The organism is Sinomonas sp. B1-1 (assembly GCF_050474465.1).
Lineage (GTDB): Bacteria > Actinomycetota > Actinomycetes > Actinomycetales > Micrococcaceae > Sinomonas > Sinomonas flava.
The window spans coordinates 64,739-85,474 of sequence record NZ_JBCHVF010000005.1 but is presented as its reverse complement, the minus strand read 5'-3'; the positions used below and the strand labels follow the sequence as shown (position 1 = coordinate 85,474).

The 20,736-nt window shown below is 67.8% G+C and carries 18 protein-coding genes; 11 read left to right on the top strand and 7 right to left on the bottom strand.

What is annotated here, in order from left to right; genetic code table 11:
- Positions 1–59: 59 nt before the first annotated feature.
- Positions 60–3,461, top strand: a complete 3,402-nt coding sequence (locus tag ACQ5BE_RS09995; RefSeq protein ID WP_430296885.1) for an AAA domain-containing protein — start codon at positions 60–62, stop codon at positions 3,459–3,461.
- On the top strand, positions 3,454–4,782 hold the full coding sequence (locus ACQ5BE_RS09990) for a hypothetical protein (RefSeq protein WP_430296884.1): 1,329 nt from the start codon (positions 3,454–3,456) through the stop codon (positions 4,780–4,782). The genes ACQ5BE_RS09995 and ACQ5BE_RS09990 overlap by 8 nt, the downstream gene beginning before the upstream one ends.
- A 376-nt stretch (positions 4,783–5,158) precedes the next feature.
- Here ACQ5BE_RS09990 and ACQ5BE_RS09985 read toward each other — a convergent pair whose 3' ends face one another.
- The gene (locus ACQ5BE_RS09985; RefSeq protein ID WP_430296883.1) at positions 5,159–5,899 is read right to left on the bottom strand and encodes a helix-turn-helix transcriptional regulator; all 741 of its coding nucleotides are present in this window, start codon (positions 5,897–5,899) and stop codon (positions 5,159–5,161) included.
- Positions 5,900–6,050: 151 nt separating this feature from the next.
- Here ACQ5BE_RS09985 and ACQ5BE_RS09980 point away from each other — a divergent pair, with 151 nt between their 5' ends.
- From ACQ5BE_RS09980 to ACQ5BE_RS09940, 9 genes are all read left to right on the top strand, one after another.
- Positions 6,051–6,452 (top strand): MFS transporter, encoded by a 402-nt coding sequence (locus tag ACQ5BE_RS09980; protein ID WP_430296882.1) that lies wholly within the window; start codon positions 6,051–6,053, stop codon positions 6,450–6,452.
- Positions 6,453–6,461: 9 nt separating this feature from the next.
- The gene (locus tag ACQ5BE_RS09975) at positions 6,462–7,994 is read left to right on the top strand and encodes an IS1634 family transposase (protein WP_430296881.1); all 1,533 of its coding nucleotides are present in this window, start codon (positions 6,462–6,464) and stop codon (positions 7,992–7,994) included.
- A 35-nt stretch (positions 7,995–8,029) separates the two neighbouring features.
- Positions 8,030–9,373 carry an MFS transporter gene (locus tag ACQ5BE_RS09970; RefSeq protein WP_430296880.1) on the top strand — a complete coding sequence of 448 codons (1,344 nt, stop codon included), beginning with the start codon at positions 8,030–8,032 and terminating at the stop codon, positions 9,371–9,373.
- Positions 9,374–9,445: 72 nt separating this feature from the next.
- Entirely contained in the window at positions 9,446–9,838 is a 393-nt protein-coding gene (locus ACQ5BE_RS09965; protein ID WP_430296879.1) for a RidA family protein, read from the top strand.
- A gap of 26 nt (positions 9,839–9,864) precedes the next feature.
- Positions 9,865–11,178: an alanine racemase gene (locus tag ACQ5BE_RS09960; protein WP_430296878.1), complete on the top strand. Its 1,314-nt coding sequence runs from the start codon at positions 9,865–9,867 to the stop codon at positions 11,176–11,178.
- Between the two features lie 24 nt (positions 11,179–11,202).
- Positions 11,203–12,783: an N-acyl-D-amino-acid deacylase family protein gene (locus ACQ5BE_RS09955; protein WP_430296877.1), complete on the top strand. Its 1,581-nt coding sequence runs from the start codon at positions 11,203–11,205 to the stop codon at positions 12,781–12,783.
- A gap of 7 nt (positions 12,784–12,790) precedes the next feature.
- Positions 12,791–13,726, top strand: a complete 936-nt coding sequence (locus ACQ5BE_RS09950; RefSeq protein WP_430296876.1) for a sugar kinase — start codon at positions 12,791–12,793, stop codon at positions 13,724–13,726.
- A 16-nt stretch (positions 13,727–13,742) separates the two neighbouring features.
- Positions 13,743–14,375, top strand: coding sequence for a bifunctional 4-hydroxy-2-oxoglutarate aldolase/2-dehydro-3-deoxy-phosphogluconate aldolase (locus tag ACQ5BE_RS09945; RefSeq protein ID WP_430296875.1), 633 nt, complete (start codon positions 13,743–13,745; stop codon positions 14,373–14,375).
- A 2-nt stretch (positions 14,376–14,377) separates the two neighbouring features.
- The gene (locus ACQ5BE_RS09940) at positions 14,378–14,806 is read left to right on the top strand and encodes a rhodanese-like domain-containing protein (protein WP_430296874.1); all 429 of its coding nucleotides are present in this window, start codon (positions 14,378–14,380) and stop codon (positions 14,804–14,806) included.
- A gap of 67 nt (positions 14,807–14,873) precedes the next feature.
- Here the strand turns inward: ACQ5BE_RS09940 and ACQ5BE_RS09935 are convergent, their stop codons facing one another.
- The 6 genes from ACQ5BE_RS09935 to ACQ5BE_RS09910 form a co-directional block, all read right to left on the bottom strand.
- Positions 14,874–15,254 carry a hypothetical protein gene (locus ACQ5BE_RS09935; protein WP_430296873.1) on the bottom strand — a complete coding sequence of 127 codons (381 nt, stop codon included), beginning with the start codon at positions 15,252–15,254 and terminating at the stop codon, positions 14,874–14,876.
- Between the two features lie 66 nt (positions 15,255–15,320).
- Positions 15,321–16,994 carry a LuxR C-terminal-related transcriptional regulator gene (locus tag ACQ5BE_RS09930; protein ID WP_430296872.1) on the bottom strand — a complete coding sequence of 558 codons (1,674 nt, stop codon included), beginning with the start codon at positions 16,992–16,994 and terminating at the stop codon, positions 15,321–15,323.
- Positions 16,995–17,080: 86 nt separating this feature from the next.
- Positions 17,081–17,884 carry a DeoR/GlpR family DNA-binding transcription regulator gene (locus ACQ5BE_RS09925; protein WP_430296871.1) on the bottom strand — a complete coding sequence of 268 codons (804 nt, stop codon included), beginning with the start codon at positions 17,882–17,884 and terminating at the stop codon, positions 17,081–17,083.
- 98 nt (positions 17,885–17,982) lie between these two features.
- Positions 17,983–18,663 carry an SDR family NAD(P)-dependent oxidoreductase gene (locus tag ACQ5BE_RS09920; protein ID WP_430296870.1) on the bottom strand — a complete coding sequence of 227 codons (681 nt, stop codon included), beginning with the start codon at positions 18,661–18,663 and terminating at the stop codon, positions 17,983–17,985.
- Positions 18,656–19,909 (bottom strand): sialidase family protein, encoded by a 1,254-nt coding sequence (locus tag ACQ5BE_RS09915; RefSeq protein ID WP_430296869.1) that lies wholly within the window; start codon positions 19,907–19,909, stop codon positions 18,656–18,658. The genes ACQ5BE_RS09920 and ACQ5BE_RS09915 overlap by 8 nt, the downstream gene beginning before the upstream one ends.
- 7 nt (positions 19,910–19,916) lie before the next feature.
- Entirely contained in the window at positions 19,917–20,711 is a 795-nt protein-coding gene (locus tag ACQ5BE_RS09910; RefSeq protein WP_430296868.1) for an HpcH/HpaI aldolase family protein, read from the bottom strand.
- Between the last annotated feature and the right edge of the window lie 25 nt (positions 20,712–20,736).

Genomic DNA, 20,736 nt, shown 5'->3' with positions numbered 1-20,736 from the left:
TGCTGAATGCTGCCACTGTGCTGAATCTAGGCGCAGGGCCGGTACAAAGAGGGGGGCTTATGGCGGATGTAATCGGAAAGTACTTCGTGCTGCTTGACAACGAGAAGCGCAGCGGAGGGCTTTCTACAGTGCGTAAGGGGATCGATACGCGCGACGGAACCTCCGTTGCGGTCAAGTTCGTTGTTAGCTCCTCAGACATATTGACTCGTAAAGTATTTGATCGGGAAACGCGCGCCCTGCGGAGTCTGAGTCATCCAAACATTGTCCGTTTTCGCGATGCCGGAGTCGATGAGACAGGCAGCTATTTTCTGGTTCTTGATTGGGTTGAGCGAAGCTTGGTTGACCTTCTGAAGGAGCGCCCATGGAATGGTTGGGATGAACTCTACGAATCAATTGGTCGTCCTCTTGTGGAAGGGCTGGCGTATGCGCACCTCAACCTGCTCGAGCATCGAGATATCAAGCCAGCAAACATTCTGATCGCTGATTCCGGCGAACCTCTGTTAGCCGATTTCGGGATCGCGAAGCTTCGCGGCGATGATCAGCACAGTGATTTCACTGTTCAGCGATTTCGTTCCGGAGCGTATGCGCCTCCGGAACTCGATGCTGCCATCCCGTATGTGCGCGACGTCTACAGCGTTGGGGTGGTTTTGCTTCAGTGTCTCAGTGAAACCACCATTCGTGACTTCCCCGATGTAAAGCTTGCGTTGGAATCAGTGGATGTTCCGGTAAGGATTAGGGATCTGCTTGCGGCTTGCGTTAATCCGGAGCCGACTGAGCGACCAGCAAACGGAAGCGAGCTCGCTTCTGAATTCAAGAGTCTTGCAGTACAGCGAACCGCGCTACGTGAGCAGCCTCGGCATCCACTTTGGCTCGACCTTACACGGAAGGCCCAGCAGCAGTTGGCGGGTGAGCCTGTCGACAAGACGCGAGCACTTGCCAAGATCCAGCAAGACCTATCTGGGGAGGTCTTCGCCTCGTATGGGATGAATTGGGAGACTGGGAGGCGAGATCCATCTGTCGTACTTCTGGTGGGTAACGAACATCGTTATACACTGAAGCCTGACGAAAAGGCGGCGCGATTCATAGTGACTGCGGCCCCTGCGCTTGAGTTCGAGAAGCTTGAGGGTGGCCGTAACCACGGAGTAGCCCTCCCCTCGATCTTTAGCTGGATAGTTCATCAGCCGATAAAATTGGCGCCAGTCGAGCGCGCACGCTATGCGCTGATAGAGTTGATTGACGATTATTATGCGCGGCGCGACTATCTGGACGACGGGCGAAGCGATGAAGATGGGGAGGAACTCTTCGACCTCTGGTTGCGAGTGTTGGACGCCCGGGAGGACCTTTCTCGTGGCGAGCATGGGCCGCTCCGCTACAAGAAGGTGCAGGCTGATGGGCGTCGAACACTATTTACACTGAGCGAGGAGCACGAAACTGACATTGTCGGAACCGACTGGGAGGTGATCGATCAGCATTCCGGTCGCAGATTTGGGCACGGCGAAGTCATCGATCAGGACGCCGATCGGATTACGCTTCTTTCGAAACGCGCATTGGCTGGACTTCCTCCGACAGCGAGTCTTGTGCCGTACGACCAGCCTTCGGCGATCTCTCTTAACCGTCAACGGAGCGCCGTACTCTCCGTGAGAAGCGGGACAACTCCCAGTCAAGATCTTCGCAGCGTACTCCTTGATCCCGCCTCTAACGCGAAGCCGCTTGCCGTCGAGGTAACCGAGTGGGGAAGTGACCTCGACCCGATTAAGCAGCGTGCGGTTAACCTCGCTCTTGGCGCTCAGGACGCTCTCGTCATTCAGGGACCGCCAGGTACCGGTAAGACTAGGTTCATCACTGAGACGGTGGTGCAGCTACTCAAGCGTCAACCGGATGCGAGGGTGCTTATAGCATCCCAAACGAACGTCGCGGTGGATAACGCTGTTGAGCGTCTGCACGCCGTTGGCATCGGCGGATTGGTCCGTCTTGCGGGGCCAGATGAGTCGGTCGTACAGCCGGGGGTGAGGGAACTCCTTTTGGATACTCAGATCCGCCGGTGGGCTGAGGAGGTGAGGTCCCGGGCCGACCGTAACCTTTCGATGTGGGCTAAGCGGCTCGGTATCGACGCTGATCACCTACGTGCCGCCCTCACCCTCGAGCAGCTCGTCGCAGTTACGCGAGAGATCGAGTTGGTCGAGCGCCATGTGGACGACCTCGTGGCGGCTGGATCGTTTGCCGACTCGGATCTCACGACCGCCATTGAGGGTGAGAATCCTAGGGAACGCTTCCAAGAGCGGCTCGACCAGCTGAACGGTCGGCGCACGGAACTCTCAGCCACCGCCCAAGCGCACCTTGCGGGAGATCTCACAATTCCATCCGAGATCAGCAGCAGAGAGGCCCGGAGCGCGGTCGATCTTCTGTTGGGCACGAGCGCGCCGGCACGCGAACTGCTGAAGCGTCTCGAGCTCCAGGCGGGCTGGCTGGAGGCTATAGGAGCGGAAGATAGTCTCACCCCGATTTTCTTGTCGGGCACATCCGTGATAGCGGGCACTTGTATCGGTTTCCTTCGCAATAAAGCGGTCGGACAGCTTGAGTTCGATCTCTGTATCGTGGATGAGGCATCGAAGGCGACACTCACCGAGGCGTTGGTGCCCATGTCCCGGTCCAAGCGTTGGATCTTGGTAGGCGATACTCGTCAGCTCCCGCCAACTGATGAAGACTTGTTCCGCGCCACTGCGGTACTCGAAGAGCATGGACTGCGAAGGGACGACGTCACCGAGACTCTGTTCCAACGCTTTGTTAACCACCTGCCGGAGCACTCGCAGCTCATGCTCCAAGAGCAGTATCGGATGATTCGCCCGATCGGCGATCTCATCTCGAACTGCTTCTACGACGGATTGCTGCGATCGCCGCGCACGGATGGGCTTCCAGGCTATGACAAGGTGGTTGGACCGGCAGTTACCTGGATCGATACTGGGCCTCTCGGCGATCGCCGACGAGAGAGTGGGACAATCAGCTTTGCGAACCGCGCTGAGGCGCGCCTGCTTGTGTCACATCTGGAAACTATAGACCGCGCTGTCGACTTTGAGATCATCAAGGCCCCAGAAGGGAAGCGCCTTGAGGTACTGGTCATCGCTCCGTACAAGAGTCAAGTCGAGGAGTTGAGACGGCGCCTTGCTCCGAAGAGTTTCCGTCGACTGGATACGACAATTTTATCCGTTGACGCCGTGCAAGGGAGGGAAGCTGATCTCGCGATATTCTCCCTGACGCGGAGCAATCCGCAAGGCAAATTAGGATTTCTGGGCGCTGACTACTGGCGGCGGATTAATGTCGCGCTGTCACGCGCGCGATACGGACTGACCATAGTTGGCGACGCTGACTTCATCCGCGGTACGGGCGGTTCGTTGAGAGCAGTCTTGGAGTACATCGAACAGAACCCAACTGATTGTGCAGTGAGGCCAGCTGATCGTGACTAGACAATTTCAGATTTTCCAGCGCCGGTTCGGAGATGCGCGCCCGGGTCTTCAGTTGATTGCTGTTGAAGATGCAGCAGTGCCAGTGACGGTGTTGCGAGCCGATGTGCTCGCCCAGGAGAAAAAAGACCTTCCTATTACCGAAGCCTTTACTCTGCGTTTTGTGGAACTGGGCGTAGACACCGTCGAGGAGATCGCGGCTTTCCTTGGTCTCGAGCCTGTGCACGTACTTGAAGCAGCGGCGGCCCAGATCACCGAGAACCACCTCCGTCGCCGCGAAAGTGGTGGTCGACTCGCCCTGACTCGGCTGGGTACCGAAGTAGTCCGGAACCTTGCAGCGACTCAGCCCGTACTCAAGCCACTCCCAGTTTCGTTTGATCGTCTAACTTGGTCGCTAAAGGACTACAAAGAGAGCGAGCTTATCGAAAAGAAGGAAGCTGAGAACCGCGGCATGACGATTCTTCCTGCCGCTAAGAATGCCAGAATAGGTCTGGATGATGTCACGCCGCACGGCTTTAATGCTTTGCTTAAGGCTGACCGATTGCAGATCCTTCGCGTCCATAAGGTCGCAGTGAAGAAGCATCGATATCTTCCGGTGCAGATGCTCGTTTACGCCGATCAGAATCGGCAGGAGCTTGAGCTTGCTATCTGTATTGACGACGATTTGGCTACGGGGCATGGATTGGCGCTCGATAGTATCGGGGCTGTCGGGCGACTTGGATTGTCACTTGGCGTGTCGGAGCAGCGACCGCTCCTAGATGAGGAGTTGGAGGCCCAGCGAACGGCCGCTAAGTCGGTTGATAGCGATCAGACCGCGGGGAAGGATGATCCATTCGCCACTGGTGCCGGCGGGTCGCCGGTGCGCAGCGTGAGCGTGTTCGAGCACGCGGACCTTCTGGCTGAGGCACTAGCGACGGCGCGACGCAGACTTCTGATTATTGCGCCTTGGATCAAAAAGGCGGTTGTGAATACTGACTTCATGGCAAGTCTGGAACATCGCCTTCGTTTAGGCGTCGAGGTCACGATAGCCCATGGATATGGTGAAGATGATAGGGGCTCGGACGGGTACATAATTGACCGGCTGAAGAACCTGTCGTTGCGCTTCGATAAATTCACCTTTGTGCGTGTCAAGAATACCCACGCAAAGATCCTAATCTTCGACGATGTTTGGGTGAGCACTAGCTTCAACTGGCTGTCATTTCGCGGCGATTCGGATCGGACGTACCGAATGGAGGAAGGAACGCTCGTCGCAATCCCCTCACGCGTCGACAAGGAGTACCTCCGGTATCTAAACCTAATAGAGGAACAACGAATGGACCGGTAGACCCCATCGGAAGAGAGCGAAGCGCGGCCAGGGCAGTCCTCGGCGATGACTGGCCCGGTACTCCACGGCGCTGCGCCAGTAGCCTCCGTCGCGGAAAGTGCGGAGCCCGGCTGCGCTGTTGCAGCCGGGAGCATTGGACACGGCCGCTGCCGGGAGCAGCGTGAGCCAACTCAGAAGGAGGGCCTGACCGCAGCTGGCCTGAGACGGCGAGATCCGGACCGCTACGCCCGATTCAATCCATCGTTCAAGCCCGGGTTCCTCCGCCATAGCGAGGTCATCCAGGACGTGGTGCTTGGATCAGGATGCGAGGCCTCAAGCGGAAAGCTGACGAGGACACTCCGGCGCAAGGACACGGCGCACGACAGCTGCGGGGCTGTCACTCGTCCGCGGCCTGGTTCCGCGCCTCATCAAGGTACGAGTAAGCAGTAACCCGCGAGATTCCTAGCCGCGCCGCAATGCGATCGATCCCCTTGCGCATCTGCAGCACGCCCTGCTGGTCGAGCTTGGTGAGGATCGCGATGCGGTCGTCGCGGCTCATCTGGTCCACGGACTTTCCGACCTCGCGGATGGCCTCGGTGACCATCGCGTCCATCACCGCCACGAGGTCGCGGCCGAAGAACTCGTTCGGCTGCTCGGGGGAGTCCGATGCGGCCGTGGGCAGGAGGCCCTGGAGCAGGGACTGCAGGCGCTGGATCGTGCTGATGTCGAAGTTGATGCAGAGGGCGGCGATGATGCGCCCAGCTGAGTTGCGGAAGTACACCGAGGAGCAGCGGAGCTCGCGGCCGTCGGCCGTGAACCCCCGGTAACCGAACGCGTTGTGGTCCGCGCCCTGGTTGTGGAGCACGCCGGCGCCGAGGCTCGACGACGGGCCGCCCACCTCGCGTCCGGTGACGTGCCCGTTCTCGATCGCTGCGATGGTGTGGCCGAGGTCCACGTCGGGGGCCGAGAGGTCGTGCAGCACCACCTCGCAGCCGGGCCCGACCGCGGCGGCCATCGCGTGCATGGCCGGGCGGAACACCGCGAGGATGTCGGCCACGGACTCGTACGTCCCCATGTGGGCGAGCGGGTGGTCCGCCGCGGGCTGCGCCGAAGTCAGGGTCATGTCTACCTCGCTCATGGGTCAGTACTACGCGCCGACGATCGGCATAGACAAATTGTATTAGCCGTAGACAGACTGTTCAAGCGGGTGCTAGCTTCGAAAAGGAAGGGCGGAACGACTCGTCGCCCGCACTCACCACATCTGCAGGCATCGGGGCAAGGAGGCTCTTGTGGCACAGACACACCAAGTTCAGCAATCTGGGTGGCGATCGATCTCCGCGAAGCGACGTCGCACGGTCGCGGGCGGGGCCATCGGCACGCTCATGGAGTACTTCGACTACTACCTCTACGGGCTGGCCTCGGCCACCGTGTTCCCCGCGGTCTTCTTCCCGGGCGATGACCCCGTGGTCGGCACGCTCTCCTCATTCGCGAGCTTCGCCGTCGGCTTCCTGCTCCGCCCGATCGGCGGCCTGGTCTTCGGCCACATCGGCGACCGGATGGGCCGCAAGACCACGCTGATGATCACGGTTATCGGCATGGGAATCTCCCGACTTGCACAGGTGAACGGCTCCTTGGAATGTTTCCGCAGGTCAGGGAGGGGTCGGCGGCGTGAATGGGGCACTAATCTGTAGCCTGCTGGGGTGTCTCCATACATCCGGAAGGTGAAGACGGGCTCCGGGGCCACCGCCGTGCAGATCGTGGAGAAACGCTCCGGCGTCCGGCGGATCCTCGAGCACCTCGGCTCCGCGCACAGCGAGGCCGATCTCGCCGCGCTTGTGCAGGCCGCCCAGGACCGCCTCAATGCGGGTCAGCAGGCCTTCGACCTCGGCCTGACCGCGGATGAGGGCGCGGGGCCGGCGCCGTCGCTCGGCCCGGCGGTGGTGGCAGGGACCCGCTGCGAAGTCCTCTGGGAGGTCCTCTCCGATGCCTACTCCGGGCTCGGGTTCGACGCCCTCGGGGACGCGGCGTTCAAGGCGATGGTGCTGGCGCGGCTCGTCGAGCCGGCCTCGAAGCTGGCCACGATCGGCATCCTCGAGGACCTCGGCATCGTGGCCCCGCACCGGAACACCCTGTCCGCGGCGCTGAAGCGCTGCCAGGGCCGGGACTACCGCGACGCCCTCGCCAAGGCGTGTCTGGCCCACTCGGTCCGCGCCACCGGTGCCGCGGCGATGGTCATGTATGACGTGACCACGCTCCACTTCGAGAACGAGGACGAGGACGAGCTCCGGCGGGTCGGGATGAGCAAGGAGCACCGGGTGGACCCGCAGGTCCAGGTCGGGCTCCTCGTGGACCCGGGCGGCTTCCCGCTGGAGGTGCACCTCTTCGACGGGCGCAAGGCCGAGACCACCACTCTGGTGCCGGTGCTGAAGGCGTTCCAGGAACGCCACGGGGTCACGGACATGGTCGTGGTCGCCGACGCCGGCATGCTCTCCGCGGGCAACCTGAACGCCCTCGAGGACGCCGGATTCTCGTTCATCGTCGGCTCCCGCCTCACCAAGGCCCCCTACGACCTCGCCGAGCACTTCCAGGCCCACGGGGACTGGTTCGAGGACGGCCAGATCCTCGAGACCCGCCGCACCATGGGCACCGGCAAGGACGCCCGGGAACGGCGGATCGTCTACCAGTACTCCTTCAAGCGGGCCAAGCGCGACCGGCGCACCATCAACCTCATGATCGAGAAGGCCGAACGAATCGCCGCCGGCACCACTCCCTTGAAGAAGGCGCGGTTCCTGAAGGTCACCGGGGCCGAGAAGGCCCTGGACCAGGCCACCATCGACCGCGCCCGCCAGCTCGCAGGTCTCAAGGGCTACGTGACCAGCCTAAGCACCGAGAAGATGACCGGGAACGCGGTAGTCGGCGCCTACCACGACCTCTGGCAGGTCGAGGCGTCCTTCCGCATGACCAAGTCCGACCTGAAGGCCCGGCCTGTCTTCCACCACCAGCGCGAGGCCATCGAGGCCCACCTCACCGTCGTCTTCGCCGCCCTCGCCATCGCCCGCCACCTCCAGGACACCACAGGCGTCACGATCAAGAAACTCGTCCGAACCCTCAGGCCCCTGCGCACCGTGGACATCCGCATCGGCAAACAGACCATCACCGCCGCCCCAGCCATCGACACCGACGCCCGCGACATCCTCGACCGCCTACCACCCATCAACGCCCCGGGGCACTAAGCCTGTGCAAGTCGGGTCGGGGCAAGGAGGCTCTTGTGGCACAGACACACCAAGTTCAGCAATCTGGGTGGCGATCGATCTCCGCGAAGCGACGTCGCACGGTCGCGGGCGGGGCCATCGGCACGCTCATGGAGTACTTCGACTACTACCTCTACGGGCTGGCCTCGGCCACCGTGTTCCCCGCGGTCTTCTTCCCGGGCGATGACCCCGTGGTCGGCACGCTCTCCTCATTCGCGAGCTTCGCCGTCGGCTTCCTGCTCCGCCCGATCGGCGGCCTGGTCTTCGGCCACATCGGCGACCGGATGGGCCGCAAGACCACGCTGATGATCACGGTTATCGGCATGGGAATCTCGACGGCGGCGATCGGCCTGATCCCGTCGGCCGGTACCATCGGGATCGCCGCACCGATCCTCCTGCTCTTCTTCCGGATGCTGCAGGGCCTCTTCGTGGGCGGCGAGATGGGCGGCGCGGCCGCGCTCGTCGTCGAGCACGCTCCGGCCGGGAAGCGCGGCCTGTACGGCGCGCTGCTGATCAGCGGCGCAGGCATCGCCAACGTCGCCTCGGCCGGCCTCATGGCCGCCTTCGGCGCCGGACCCAAGTCGTTCTTCATGGAGTGGGGCTGGCGCATCCCATTCCTCATCGCCCTGGTCCTCGCGATTATCGCGATCGTGCTCCGCTCCAAGCTGGACGAGTCCGATGAGTTCAAGGAGCTCGCCGCGAACCGCGACGCCGCCCCGACCGCCCGCAAGTCCCCGCTCCGCGAGGTCTTCCGCCACCCGAAGAACGCGATCCTCGGCATCCTCATCGGCCTGCCGCAGAGCATCGCGGGCTACGTCGTGCTGACCTTCGGCCTCGCCTACATGGTGTCCAAGGGCACCCAGGCCCAGGTCGGGTTCATCGGGACGATGATCGTGGGCGTCCTGCAGATCTTCGTCGCGCCGATGTGGGGGAGCCTCTCGGACCGGATCGGGCGCCGCAAGGTCTACATCGGGGCCTGCATCGCCTTCGCCCTGCTGATCTACCCGACCTTCGCGCTCTTCAGCACCGAGACCGCTGTGCTGATCTGGCTGGGCATGGTCGTCGGCTTCGTCATCCCGGGTGTGGCCATGCAGGGCACCCTCCAGACGATGCTGGTCGAGATGTTCGACGTCGAGGCGCGCACCACCGGCGTCAACATCGGCTACCAGATCTCGAACACCATCGGCGGCGGGTTCGCCCCGCTCATCGCCACCGCGCTCTCAGCGGCCTTCCACAGCGTCTGGCCCGTGGTCATCTACGTCGCGGTGATCGCCCTCATCGGCGTCATCGCCACCGCCTACGCATCGTTCCGCCCCGACGTCGAGAACGCCGGCCGGCTGCACGAGCTGAACGCCAACTGAACGCACGACGGCGCGCGGGCACCTCGCGCGCCGTCGTCCCTCCAGCCCTCATACAGATAGGAAAAGAAACCCATGAACGTCAGCACCAAGACCGCCTTCCACACCACCAACGCCCCGCAGCCGGCCGGCCCCTACAGCCAGGCCGTCGAGGCGAACGGGTTCGTCTACACCGCAGGCTTCGGGCCGCAGGATCCCGCCACCGGAGCCGTCGCCGACTCCGTGGGCGAGCAGACCCGACAGGTGCTGCGCAACATCCAGGCCGTCCTCGCCGAACGCGAGCTCACCCTGGACGACTGCGTCAAGACCACCGTGCACCTCGCCGACCTGGCCGACTTCGCCGAGTTCAACGAGGCCTACAAGGAGTTCTTCACCGAGCCCTACCCCGTGCGCACCACGGTCGGGTCGCAGCTGGCGAACATCCTCGTGGAGATCGACGTCGTCGCGGCTCTCCCCGACGCCCGCTGACACCCGGCGATCCGCGGAAGGCAGCAATGGCAGGCACACTGCGGCTGGGTGAGCTGGGGGAGAGTCAGCTCACGGCGCGCGACAAGGGCATCCCCGCACGGGCCGTCGGCATGACCGTGGCCGAGTTCCTCGCCAGCGAGCCCCGGCTCTCCGAGTTCTGGACGCCGATCGTCGCGCTCGACGACGCGCTCATCACGAACAACGTGGACGTGATGGCCCAGTGGTGCGCCTCCCGCGGGCTCGAGCTGATGCCGCACGGCAAGACCACCATGGCCCCGGCGCTCTGGCAGCGGCAGCTCGACGCCGGAAGCCTCGGCATCACGCTCGCCACCATGGGACAGGTCCGCACCGCGCGCGCTTTCGGTCTGGACTCGATCATGCTCGCCAACTCCGTGGTCGACGAGAGGTCGCTGCGGTGGCTCGCCGCCGAGCTCGCGGACCCGACGCTCCGCTTCGTCTGCTGGGCCGACTCGTCCGCGACGATCGAGGCGATGGAGCGTGGCCTCCGCAGCGTTGGCACGCCGCGGCCGGTCGACGTCTGCGTCGAGCTGGGCGCTCCCGGCGGGCGCACCGGGGCGCGGACCCTCGCCGAGGCGCACGACGTCGCGCGGCGGGCTGCCGCTTCCGACGTCCTGCGCCTCGCGGGAGTCGCCGGCTACGAGGGCTCCCTCGCCCACGACCGGTCGGACGCCTCCCTCGACGCCGTCCGCGGCTACGTCGAGCGGCAGGTCGAGCTCCACCGCGACTTGGGAGAGCTGTACGACGGCGACGGCGACCTCTACGTGACCGCCGGAGGAAGCGCGTACCCCGACGTCGTGGCCGACGTCTTCGCGGGCGCGATGGCTGCCGATTCGCGCACGGGCGACTCGCGTACCCTGTGGACGCTGCGCAGCGGCGCCTACATCACGCACGACGACGGGTTCTATCGTCAGATCTCGCCCTTCGACGAGGGGAGCGCGCGAGCCGCGGGCCAGGCAGCGGCGGGCCGGCTGCGCTCGGCGATGCGCGGCGTCGCCCGCGTGGTATCCCATCCCGAGCGGGGCCTCGCGCTGCTCGACGGCGGGAAGCGGGACTTCCCGTTCGACGAGGGCCTGCCGATTCCCCGCCAGGTCGCACCCGACCTGGACGGCGCGTGGGAGCCGCTGGCGGACGCGACCGTCCTCGCCATGAACGACCAGCACAGCTACCTCGGGCTGGCCGGGCAGGACGTGGCACTCGGCTCCGTCGTCTCGCTGGGCCTCTCGCATCCGTGCACGACGTTCGACAAGTGGCGCTACCTGCCGGTCGTGGCCTCGCGGGACTCCGACCGCGTGGTCGACCTCGTCCAGACCTTCTTCTGACCGACCAACGAAAAGAGCAACAGGATGCGGCTGGTTCTTCGCGGCGGGACCGTCGTCGACGGCGACGGGATGCGGAAGGCCGACGTCGCCGTCGAGGGTGACACCATCGCCGAGGTCGGCGACATCGCCCCACGGCCGGACGACCAGGCCATCGAGTGCGGCGGGCGCTACGTCCTGCCCGGGTTCATCGATGCCCACTCCCACGCCGACGGCCTGCTCGCCGACGAGGACGTGCAGCGGGCCCTGCTCAAGCAGGGCGTGACCACGGTGATCGCGGGGCAGGACGGCGTCTCCTATGCGCCGGGCAGCGGGGCGTACGCGAGCGAGTACTTCGCCGCCATCAACGGCCCGCACCCGCGCTACGCGGGCGGCGGGGTGGCCGAGTACCTCGCGGCGGCCGACGGGACGTCGCGGCTCAACGCCGCCTACCTCGTCCCGGCCGGCACGGTGCGCTGGGAAGTGTGCGGACGCTCGACCGCCCCGGCAGACGAGGCCCAGCGCAAGGCGATGGCCGCGCTCGTCGACGAGGGCATGCGGGCAGGGGCGGTCGGCCTGTCCACAGGCCTCGACTACGTGCCGGGCATCTTCGCCGACGCGAGCGAGATCTCCGCGCTGTGCGCGCCCGTCGCCGAAGCCGGCGGCGTCTACGTCACCCACATGCGCGGCGGGTACGAGGCGAACTCCGCGGCGGGCATCGACGAGATCGCGGGCATCGCCGCGGCCTCCGGCGCCCGCGTCCACATCTCGCACTTCCACGCGCCGGCGGAGATCCTGCACGAACAGCTCGCGGTGCTCGAGCACGCGGGGGAGGATGCGACCTTCGACGCGTACCCGTACACGCGCGGCTGCAGCCTCCTGGGCATGCCGCTCCTTCCGCCGGACCTGTCACTGCTGCCGGTGGACGACGTCGTCCGCCTCCTCGCCGACCCGGCCGAGCGGGCGCGGCTGCGGCGCGACTGGTTCCCCCGCGTGGAGCGCAACCCGAGCCTCGGGCCGGAGTGGCCGTCGATGATCACCCTGGCCCACATCGCGGCCCCGGAGTTCGCGTGGGCGCACGGGCTCACCCTCGAGGCAGCGGCGGCGCGCCACGGCACCGACGCGATCGACCTCGCGCTGGACGTGCTGGCAGCGTCCCGTCTGGAGGTCAACCAGGTCATGGCGGTGCGGCACGAGCGCCCTGTCTCCGAGCTCGCGAGCATCTTCGCCAGCCCGGCCCACATGGGCGGCTCGGACGGCATCTTCGTGGGAGCCCACCCGCACCCGCGGGCCCGCGGGACCTTTGCCCGGTACCTCCGCGAGTACGTGCGCGAGACGCAGACGTGGTCCTGGCCGGAGGCGGTGAGGCACCTTTCGGGCCTCCCGGCCGAGCGGTTCGCGCTGGGCCTCCGCGGGCGGGTGGCCGTCGGCTGGGTCGCCGACCTCATCGTCGTCGACCCCCAGACCGTAACCGACACCGCGACCTACGAGCAGCCTCGGGGCGAGGCCGCCGGCATCGATGACGTCATCGTGGCCGGCCAGCCGGTGCTCGCTGCGGGCTCGCTCGCTGACGGCGGGCCCGGCCGTGCCCCCGGGCGGGGCATCAGACGTGATCAAACCGGACGATAGGGAATCCATGCCAACACCTGAGAACGCGCCGCGCCTCATCACGATCGGCGAGACGATGATGATGGTCACCTCCGCGGGCGCGGAGTCGCTCGCAACCGCCGAGGATCTGCGGCTCCACCCGGGCGGTGCCGAGTCGAACGTCGCTTGCCATGTGGCGGACCTGGGCATCGCGTCCGCATGGGTGAGCGCCCTCGGTGACGACGTCCTCGGCCGCCGGATCCTGGCATCGGTGCGCGGGCGCGGCGTCGACACGCGGTGGGTCGCGTTCGACCCCGCCGCTCCCACGGGGGTCTACTTCAAGGACCCCGGGCAGGGCGTCCTGTACTACCGCCGGGGCTCGGCGGCGTCCCGGATGAGCCCTGCGACCCTCGCGGGCGTTCCGCTTGAGGACGCCGAGGTGGTGCACCTCTCGGGCATCACCCCCGCGCTGTCCGCGACCTGCGCGGCGCTGGTCGACGCCGCGATCGAGCGCGTGGCTGCCAGCAGGGCGAGGCTGAGCTTCGACGTCAACTACCGGCCCTCCCTCTGGCCCGACGGCGCGGCCGCACCCGTCCTGCGCGAGCTGGCCGACCGGGCCGACGTCGTCTTCGTGGGCCTCGATGAGGCGCAGGCCCTGTGGGGGTGCGCGACGCCCGACGACGTGCGGGAGCTGCTGCCCGGCCCCGGGACGCTCGTGGTCAAGGACGGAAACGTCGGGGCCACCGAGTCCACCGCGGACGTGCGCGTGTTCGAGCCGGCCATCGCCACCGAGGTCGTGGAACCGGTGGGCGCGGGTGACGCGTTCGCCGCCGGCTACCTCGCGGCCCGGCTCCGGGGCGAGGCTGCGCGGGACCGGCTCCGCGCCGGGCACCAACGCGCGCGACTCGTGCTGCTGTCGACGAGCGACTTCGTCGCCGATGCGGCAGGCGCCCCGTCCGCACTGCTCACGCAGCTCACCGATTGAAAGGACCGATTCACCCATGATCGACAACTCGCAGTTCGACGAGATCTTCGGCGCGGCGCCCCTCATGGCGATCCTCCGCGGCATGGGGGCCGAGAGGAGCCTCGCGGTCTCCGCAACGGCGTGGGACCTCGGCATCGACGTCGTCGAACTCCCCATCCAGACGCCCGACGACATCGAGGCGCTCCGCGTCGTCGCGGCGGCCGCGCGCGAGCGGGGAAAAATCGTCGGAGCCGGCACCGTGGTGACGGTCGAGCACGTGCAGCAGGCCGTCGACGCCGGCGCCGCCTTCACGGTGAGCCCCGGGTTCGACCTCGAGATGGTGCGGGCCTCCTCCGACGCCGGCCTGCCGGCGCTGCCGGGCGTCTCGACCCCGAGCGAGGTGCAGCTTGCGCTCAAGGAGGGTCTGACCTGGCTCAAGGCCTTTCCTGCGTCGGTGCTCGGCACCGAGTGGATCAAGGCCATGAAGGGCCCCTTCCCGCAGGCGAAGTTCGTCACGACGGGCGGTATGAGTGCATCGAACGCGGGCGACTTCCTCCGTGCGGGTGCACGTGTGGTCGCCGTCGGATCGGCCCTCGAGGACCCGTCCCAGCTGCCTGCGCTCGCGGCGCTCCTCGGGACAGCCGATCGGGCTGTCTCGGCGGGACGGTAGCTGTGGCCTCCCGGGCCGACGTGCTGGCGTTCCTCGAAGCCAAGCTGGCGTACGAGATCGATGTGGTCGCGGCCGCTGAGGCACAAGCCGATGGCACGGCCGTCATCGTCGACACCCGGCGGCAGTCGTCGTGGGATCAGGGCCACGCGGCCGGCGCCCTCCACCTGCCCAAGGACGCCCTGGATGCCCCGTTGGGGTGGCTGCCTGATGACCGGACGCTCGTCGTCTACGGATGGGGACCCGGCTGCAACGGTGCCACCCACACCGCACAACGGCTGCTGCTCGAGGGCTTCGACGTCCGCGAGATGATCGGCGGGTACGAGTACTGGGTGCGGAACGGGTTCGCGGTCGAACGGGGGAGTCATGTCACGCAGGGGGCGCCGGACCCGCTCGTCACGCACGTGGAGACCCATCAGCTGTCCGCCGACTAGGTCGGGGCGCACGACGGCGGGTGCGTTCCCGCCGTCGTGTCCTCACCGCCGTGCACCTCGCTTCGAGTCAGCGCCCCGCCGCCAGCCGGGCGCTATTGGCGGCGAGCATCGCGTTGACCTCTTCGATCTGGTCGGTGGGGCTGAAGGTGATGAGCTCGGTGCCCGCCGGGCACTCCGGGAGGTGACCGGGCGGCGCGTAGTAGGCGTCCCCCGCCTCGAAGGTTTCGTCGTGGTCGGCATAGTGGAACGTCAGGCGGCCTTCCAGCACCACCCCCCAGTGGGGGCAGGGGCAGCGGTCGTCCGGCAGGCCCTTGAAGAACGGCGAGGAGTCGCCGTCCCGGGTGATGCTCTCGAAGGCGACCGTGTACTCGCCCAGCTTGGCCAGGCGGCCGGTATAGGCCGGGCTCTCGAGGGTGATGGGCGTGGTGTCCTTGCGTGCTCCTGGCATGGGGTCCTCCTTGGGATGCCACCCATTGTGTGCGCAGTGAGGCGCCCGCCGCATCGGGGAACTGACCTATCTTCCCGCGGGGGATTCCCCGGCGAGACGGAAGCTCGCGGCGAAGGCTGCGGCCTCACTCCGGTTGCGCAGGCCCAGCTTCGACAGGATGCTGCTTACGTGGTGCTCGGCTGTCCTCGGCGTGATGTGGAGGCGCTGGGCGATGTCCGGGTTCGTCAGCCCGCGGGGGAGCAGGTCCAAGACCTCGCGCTCCCGGTGGGTCAGCGCGGCGAGCGGCGCTGATGGTCGCGGGGCGGGCGACGCCGGCCGGCCCAGCTCGCGCAGCAGCTCCGACGCTGAGGCGGCCTCGGGGGCCCCGAGCCGCTCGTAGACTGCGAACGCCGTCTGGGCGTTGACAGCGGCGTCGGCGGGCCTGCTCCCAGCCTGGGCGCGGGCGAGCGCGAGGTGGAGCGCCGCGCGGAGGAGGGCGGCGCCGTCGTGCATCACGGCCAGACCCGCCGCGAATCGCTCTGCGGCCGCGGCCGGGTCGCCACGCGCGGCCGCGGTACGCCCGACGGCGAGGGCTGCTTGGGCGGCGACGGTCGACACAGCCGTGAGCTCGGCCATCCGGGCGAGCTCCTCGGCCGCCTCGCCCGCCGCCTCGATGTTCCCGGCGGCGAGCTCGGCGTCGACGAGGACGAGGAGCAGCGGTGCGGCGCGCAGGCGATCGCCGTCGAGCTGGCGGAGCGCCTGCCGGGCGACCGCGGCGGCAAGGTCGCTGCGCCCCTGGGCGAGGTGGAGGCGCGCCCGCGGGCCGAGGACCTCGACGCGGTCGCTGCCCTCGTCGATGAGCCGCGCGGCTTCCTCGAACCGGCCCTGGCGGATCCGCAGCTCCGCGAAGGCGGCCCGCGTGGCGAGTCTCGCGAAATGGTACGACCGGTCCCCGCGGGCCAGCGCCAGGCGCAGCAGGGTCTCGGCCTCGGTCCACTGGCCGGCCTCCGAGAGCACCGAGCCGAGGGCGCGCCAGCACTGCGCGAAGGTGTGGATCGACGCCCCCTGGCCCTCGGCAGGTGTGCGCTCCTCGACGAACCGCAGCCACGTCTCCGCCCGGGCCAGGTCCCCCGACCGGTCGCAGGCGTTGATCATCCCGCAGACCGCCTGGCTGATCACGGCAGGATCGCGGGTCTCACCGGCGGTGATCATGGCCAGAGCCTCGTCGAGGTGGGCCATCCCCTCGGCGATCTGCCCCCGCGACACGAGCGCCAGACCCCAGTCCGCCAGCGCCTTGCACTCGAGGTTCGGATCGCGGAACTCGCGGGCGACGGCGAGCGCGGCCCGCGCGTTCTCCTGAAGTGCGTCGGCACTCGCAACGGCGATGCCGAAGAGCGCGACCAGCACGTAGCCCTGCTCGACGCAGCGCCCCTCCGGCTCGAGCAGGCGCCTCGCCCGGTCCAACCAGGCACGGGCCGCGATGCGCTCGTCGAGCAGGTCGAGGTGCACGGCGAGCCACGTCGCCGCCAGAGCCGCGCGACGCGGCAGGCCCCGTTCGCGGAACTCACGGTAGGCCCGCTCGAGCTGGTCTCGCGTCTCGCGGTCGTCCGTCAGGACCAGGGCCAGCCTGCCGATCAGCAGACGATCCTCCGGGTCGCCCGAGGCCTCGGCCAGCGGGCGCAGCATGGCGACGGCGGCGGACAGATGGCCCAGTGCGGCCTGTCGCAAGGCCTCCTCGCGCCGGGTCGGGTCTGCGCCCATGGGGTGATTTTCACCCCGAGGCGGGCGCCCGGCAACCGGCCGAAGGGGACACGTCGCGGTGGCCGGGCGCCGTCGAACGCTTGAAGTCAGCTTGCCCGGCTGCGCTCGGCTTCCTGAACCTTGTGGCCGCTGACTACTTCCACGTCGATGCCCGCCTCCCGGAAGAGCGTGATCTGGTGGGGGTCGGCGCCGTCGTCGGTGACCAGCGTCCAGGGCAGCGGCAGGCGCACCCAGGCGTGGAAGGGGCGCTGGCCGAGCTTGCTGGAGTCGGCGAGGACGTAGACGGCGGCGCCCCGGCGGGCCATGAGTTCCTTGAGCCGGGTCTGGGCCTGGTCGGCTTCGCAGATCCCGTCGTCGGCGGTGACGGCGTCGGCACCCAGGAAGACCCTGTCGAAGGTCATGCGCTCGAGGGCCGCCTCGGCGAGCGGACCAACGAAGGTCTGGCTGACGCTGCGCAGCCGCCCCCCGAGGCAGTCGACGTGGATGCCGGGAGAGTCGGCGAGTTCCTGGACGGTGTTCACGGCTGGTGTGGTGACGGTGAGGCCGCTGCGGTCCCGCAGAGCGTGGGCAAGGGCGCCGACGGTCGACCCGCCGTCGAGCAGGATCGACTCGCCACCCTGGACCTGCCCCGCGGCCCACTGCGCGATGGCCTGCTTCTCCTCGAACGCCTCGCCGATCCGCTGCCGGAGGGACGCTTCGGGGTGCGCGCCGATCGCGAGCGCGCCGCCGTAGGTCCTGGCCAGCTTGCCCTCGTCGTGCAGGAGCGCGAGGTCCCTGCGGATGGTGGAGGCCGTGACGTTGAAGCGCTGCGAGAGCTCCTCGACAGAGGTCAGCCCGGCCGTGGTGGCGAGGCGGTAGATCTCTTCTCGCCGGGCCTTTGCCGTCGTCATCCGGATCCCCTTCGGCTCACGTGGGCGCATCTGTTCAACGGTGAGCGGGCGCCTTCCCTCATCGTAGCGAGTGGCGCGGCGGGGCCGCGGAGCGCGTGCTATAGCGACGCTCCCGCGCAGATGACGTAGTCCTGACCCGTGATCGAAGCCCCGTGGGGACCGACGAGAAGGCCGACGAGTGCGGCCACGTCGTCCGGGTCGACGAGGTGCCCGAGCGGGGTCGACACCGGGGGCACGTCCGCGCGCGCCGGGTCGGAGAGCATCGGGGTGTCGGTGGGGCCGGGCGAGACGACGTTGACGGTGATGCGGCGGGGTGCGAGTTCCTTGGCCCATGACCTGGCCAGCCCGAGGAGCGCTGCCTTGGTCGCGGCGTAGTGGCTCTTGCCGGCGGCGCCGGCAGCGGTCCTGCTGCCGAGGAGCACGATCCGGCCGCCGTCCGGCATGGACGGGACGAGGGCGTCCGCGAGGGTGCTCGCCGCCGCGACGTGCACAGCGAACATCTCCTGCAGGGCGGACGCGTCCAGGCTGCCGAGGCGCCCGGTGCGCTGGAGCCCTGCCGCGTGGACGATGGCGTCGGCCGCGGGCAAGCCCTCTACCGCTTCGGTGAGCGAGCGCGAATCGGCGAGGTCGGCCTGCCGCCAGCTGAAACCGTCGCCGAGGTCGGTCTCCCTGCGGCTCAGCCCCGTGACGCGCCACCCCTCCGCCAGGAGGCGTGCGGCGATCGCCCGGCCGATGCCGGAGCTGCAGCCGGTGACGACGGCGTGCCCCACCTCAGGCATCGGCGTCCCCGCCCGGGGTGGTCGTGCCGGCGTAGGCCCATTCCGGGCTGACCTTGACGTACTTGATGGCCTGGCGGAAGTAGGTGTAGGCGATGTTGAGCCCACCGTCCGGCCCCTGGTGGATGGAAGGGTAGGAGAACTCGCGGTTCAGCCCGTCGCGGGAGTTGTTGGACAGGCAGTAGCCGTCCCCGACCTCGAGGTTCCGCCGGATCGGCCAGCTGCGGCCCCCGTCCTCCGAGATCGCGAGGGTCATGGGTGCGCGCGGGGTCCCCCAGAAGGCGCCCCGGCCGGCCGTGGCGGGCGAGGGCTCGACAGCGGGGGCGGCCGAAGCTGCTGCGCCATCATCGATCAGCCCGTCGTCGTCGATCTCGTCGTAGAGCGAGAGGCGCCGCTCCGTCGTCTCCTCCGCGCGGCGGTGGTTGTAGACCAGGGCGAGCCGCCCGTCGGCGAGGGCGGTGAACTGGATGGAGGAGTTGTTGTTCGGCAGCTCGGTCGGGACGGGCTCGCTCCAGGTGGCGCCGTCGTCGGTGGAGCGCGACTCGTAGATGGAGTCGGCCCAGCGGCTGCGGTAGAGGGCCAGGAGCGATCCATCGGGGAGGGGCTGGATGTCCATGTGGACGCAGCCGAGGCTGCCGGGGACGAGCTGCTCGCGCCAGGTGCGGCCGCCGTCGTCGGAGACCATCACGGCGCTGTCGTCGTTGTTGCCGACCCACTTCTCGCCAGGGGTGGTGAGGCAGCGGAAGATCGGGATCAGCCAGCGGCCCGAGGGGAGGATGAGGGGCTGATGCCGCACGAAGACGCCGCCGGCCTCGGTGGCGTGGAACAGGGTCTCCACCGGGCCCCACGTCGTCCCGCTGTCGCGCGAGATCCGCCGGCGAACTTCGGCGGTGTCCTGGTTGCCTGCCTTCTGTGCCGTGTACAGGAGCCAGACGTCGTCCCCGCCGGGGGCGAAGAGGATCGGGTTCTGCTCGGAGCGCGTGCTGTCATCGGAGAGCTGCTCGGGCTCGGACCAGTGGTCGCCGCTCGGTTCGAGGGCGGAGAACCAGACCGAGATGTCGCCGATGCCCTCCTGGGTGCCGCCGAACCACACGCAGCCCAGGCGCCCGTCGGGGAGGGTCTGGAGGTTCGCGGCGTGGGACTGCACGGTGGCTGCGGGCAGGTAGGCGAAGGTCGCCCCGTCGGCGCGGCGGAGGACGCCGTCGCGGGTGATGGCGCTGTAGGCACTGTCGATGGTGTTGGCGGTCATGGCGGTCTCAGTCCTGTGGAGTGGCTGCGTCGGAAGTGGCTGCGTCGAGGTGGGCCCTGGCGGCCAGTTCGAGGTGGGTGAGGTCGGAGGCGACGGTGGCGAAGGTGTACCCCTGCTGGAGCCGCTGGGCTGCGATCGCCCCGGCGGCGGTGTGGATGCCGGCGGCGATGCCGGCGGCCGCCGCGGCGTCCGCGACGGTGGCGAGGGCGTGGTCGAACTCGGGCTGGACGGCGGGGTCGCCGGGGAAGGCCCCGCCGACGGCGAGCGTGAGGTCGGAGGGGCCCACGTAGATTCCGTCGAGGCCCGGGGTCGCGCAGATCTCCTTGACGTTTGCCAGGCCCTCGGGGGTCTCGATCATGGCGAAGACCAGCGTCGTGGCGTCGGCCTCGGCCGGGACGGGTCCGATCCGGAGCGCGGAGCGCATGGGCCCGTAGGAGCGGCGTCCCAAGGGCGGGTACTTGGCAGCGGCGACCGCGGCGGCGGCGTCCTCGGCGCTGTCGATGAGGGGCACGATGACGCCGACGGCGCCGGCGTCGAGGGCTTTCCCGATCGACGTCGGGCTGTTCCCGTCGACCCTGACCAGACCGACTGCGCGCTGGGAGGCGTCGATGGCCATCAGCCCGTGGAGCACCCCCGAGTAGCCGAGGAGGCCGTGCTGGGCGTCGAGCGCGACGTAGTCGTAGCCGAGGCGCGCGATCCGCTCGGTAGCCACCGGCGCGTCGAGCACGGCCCAGTAGCCGACGGCGCGTTCCCGGGCGCGGATCTTCCGCGCGAACTCGAGTGCCTGAGGTGAAGACGTCATTGTTCTCCTGCTTTCGGTTTCTCGT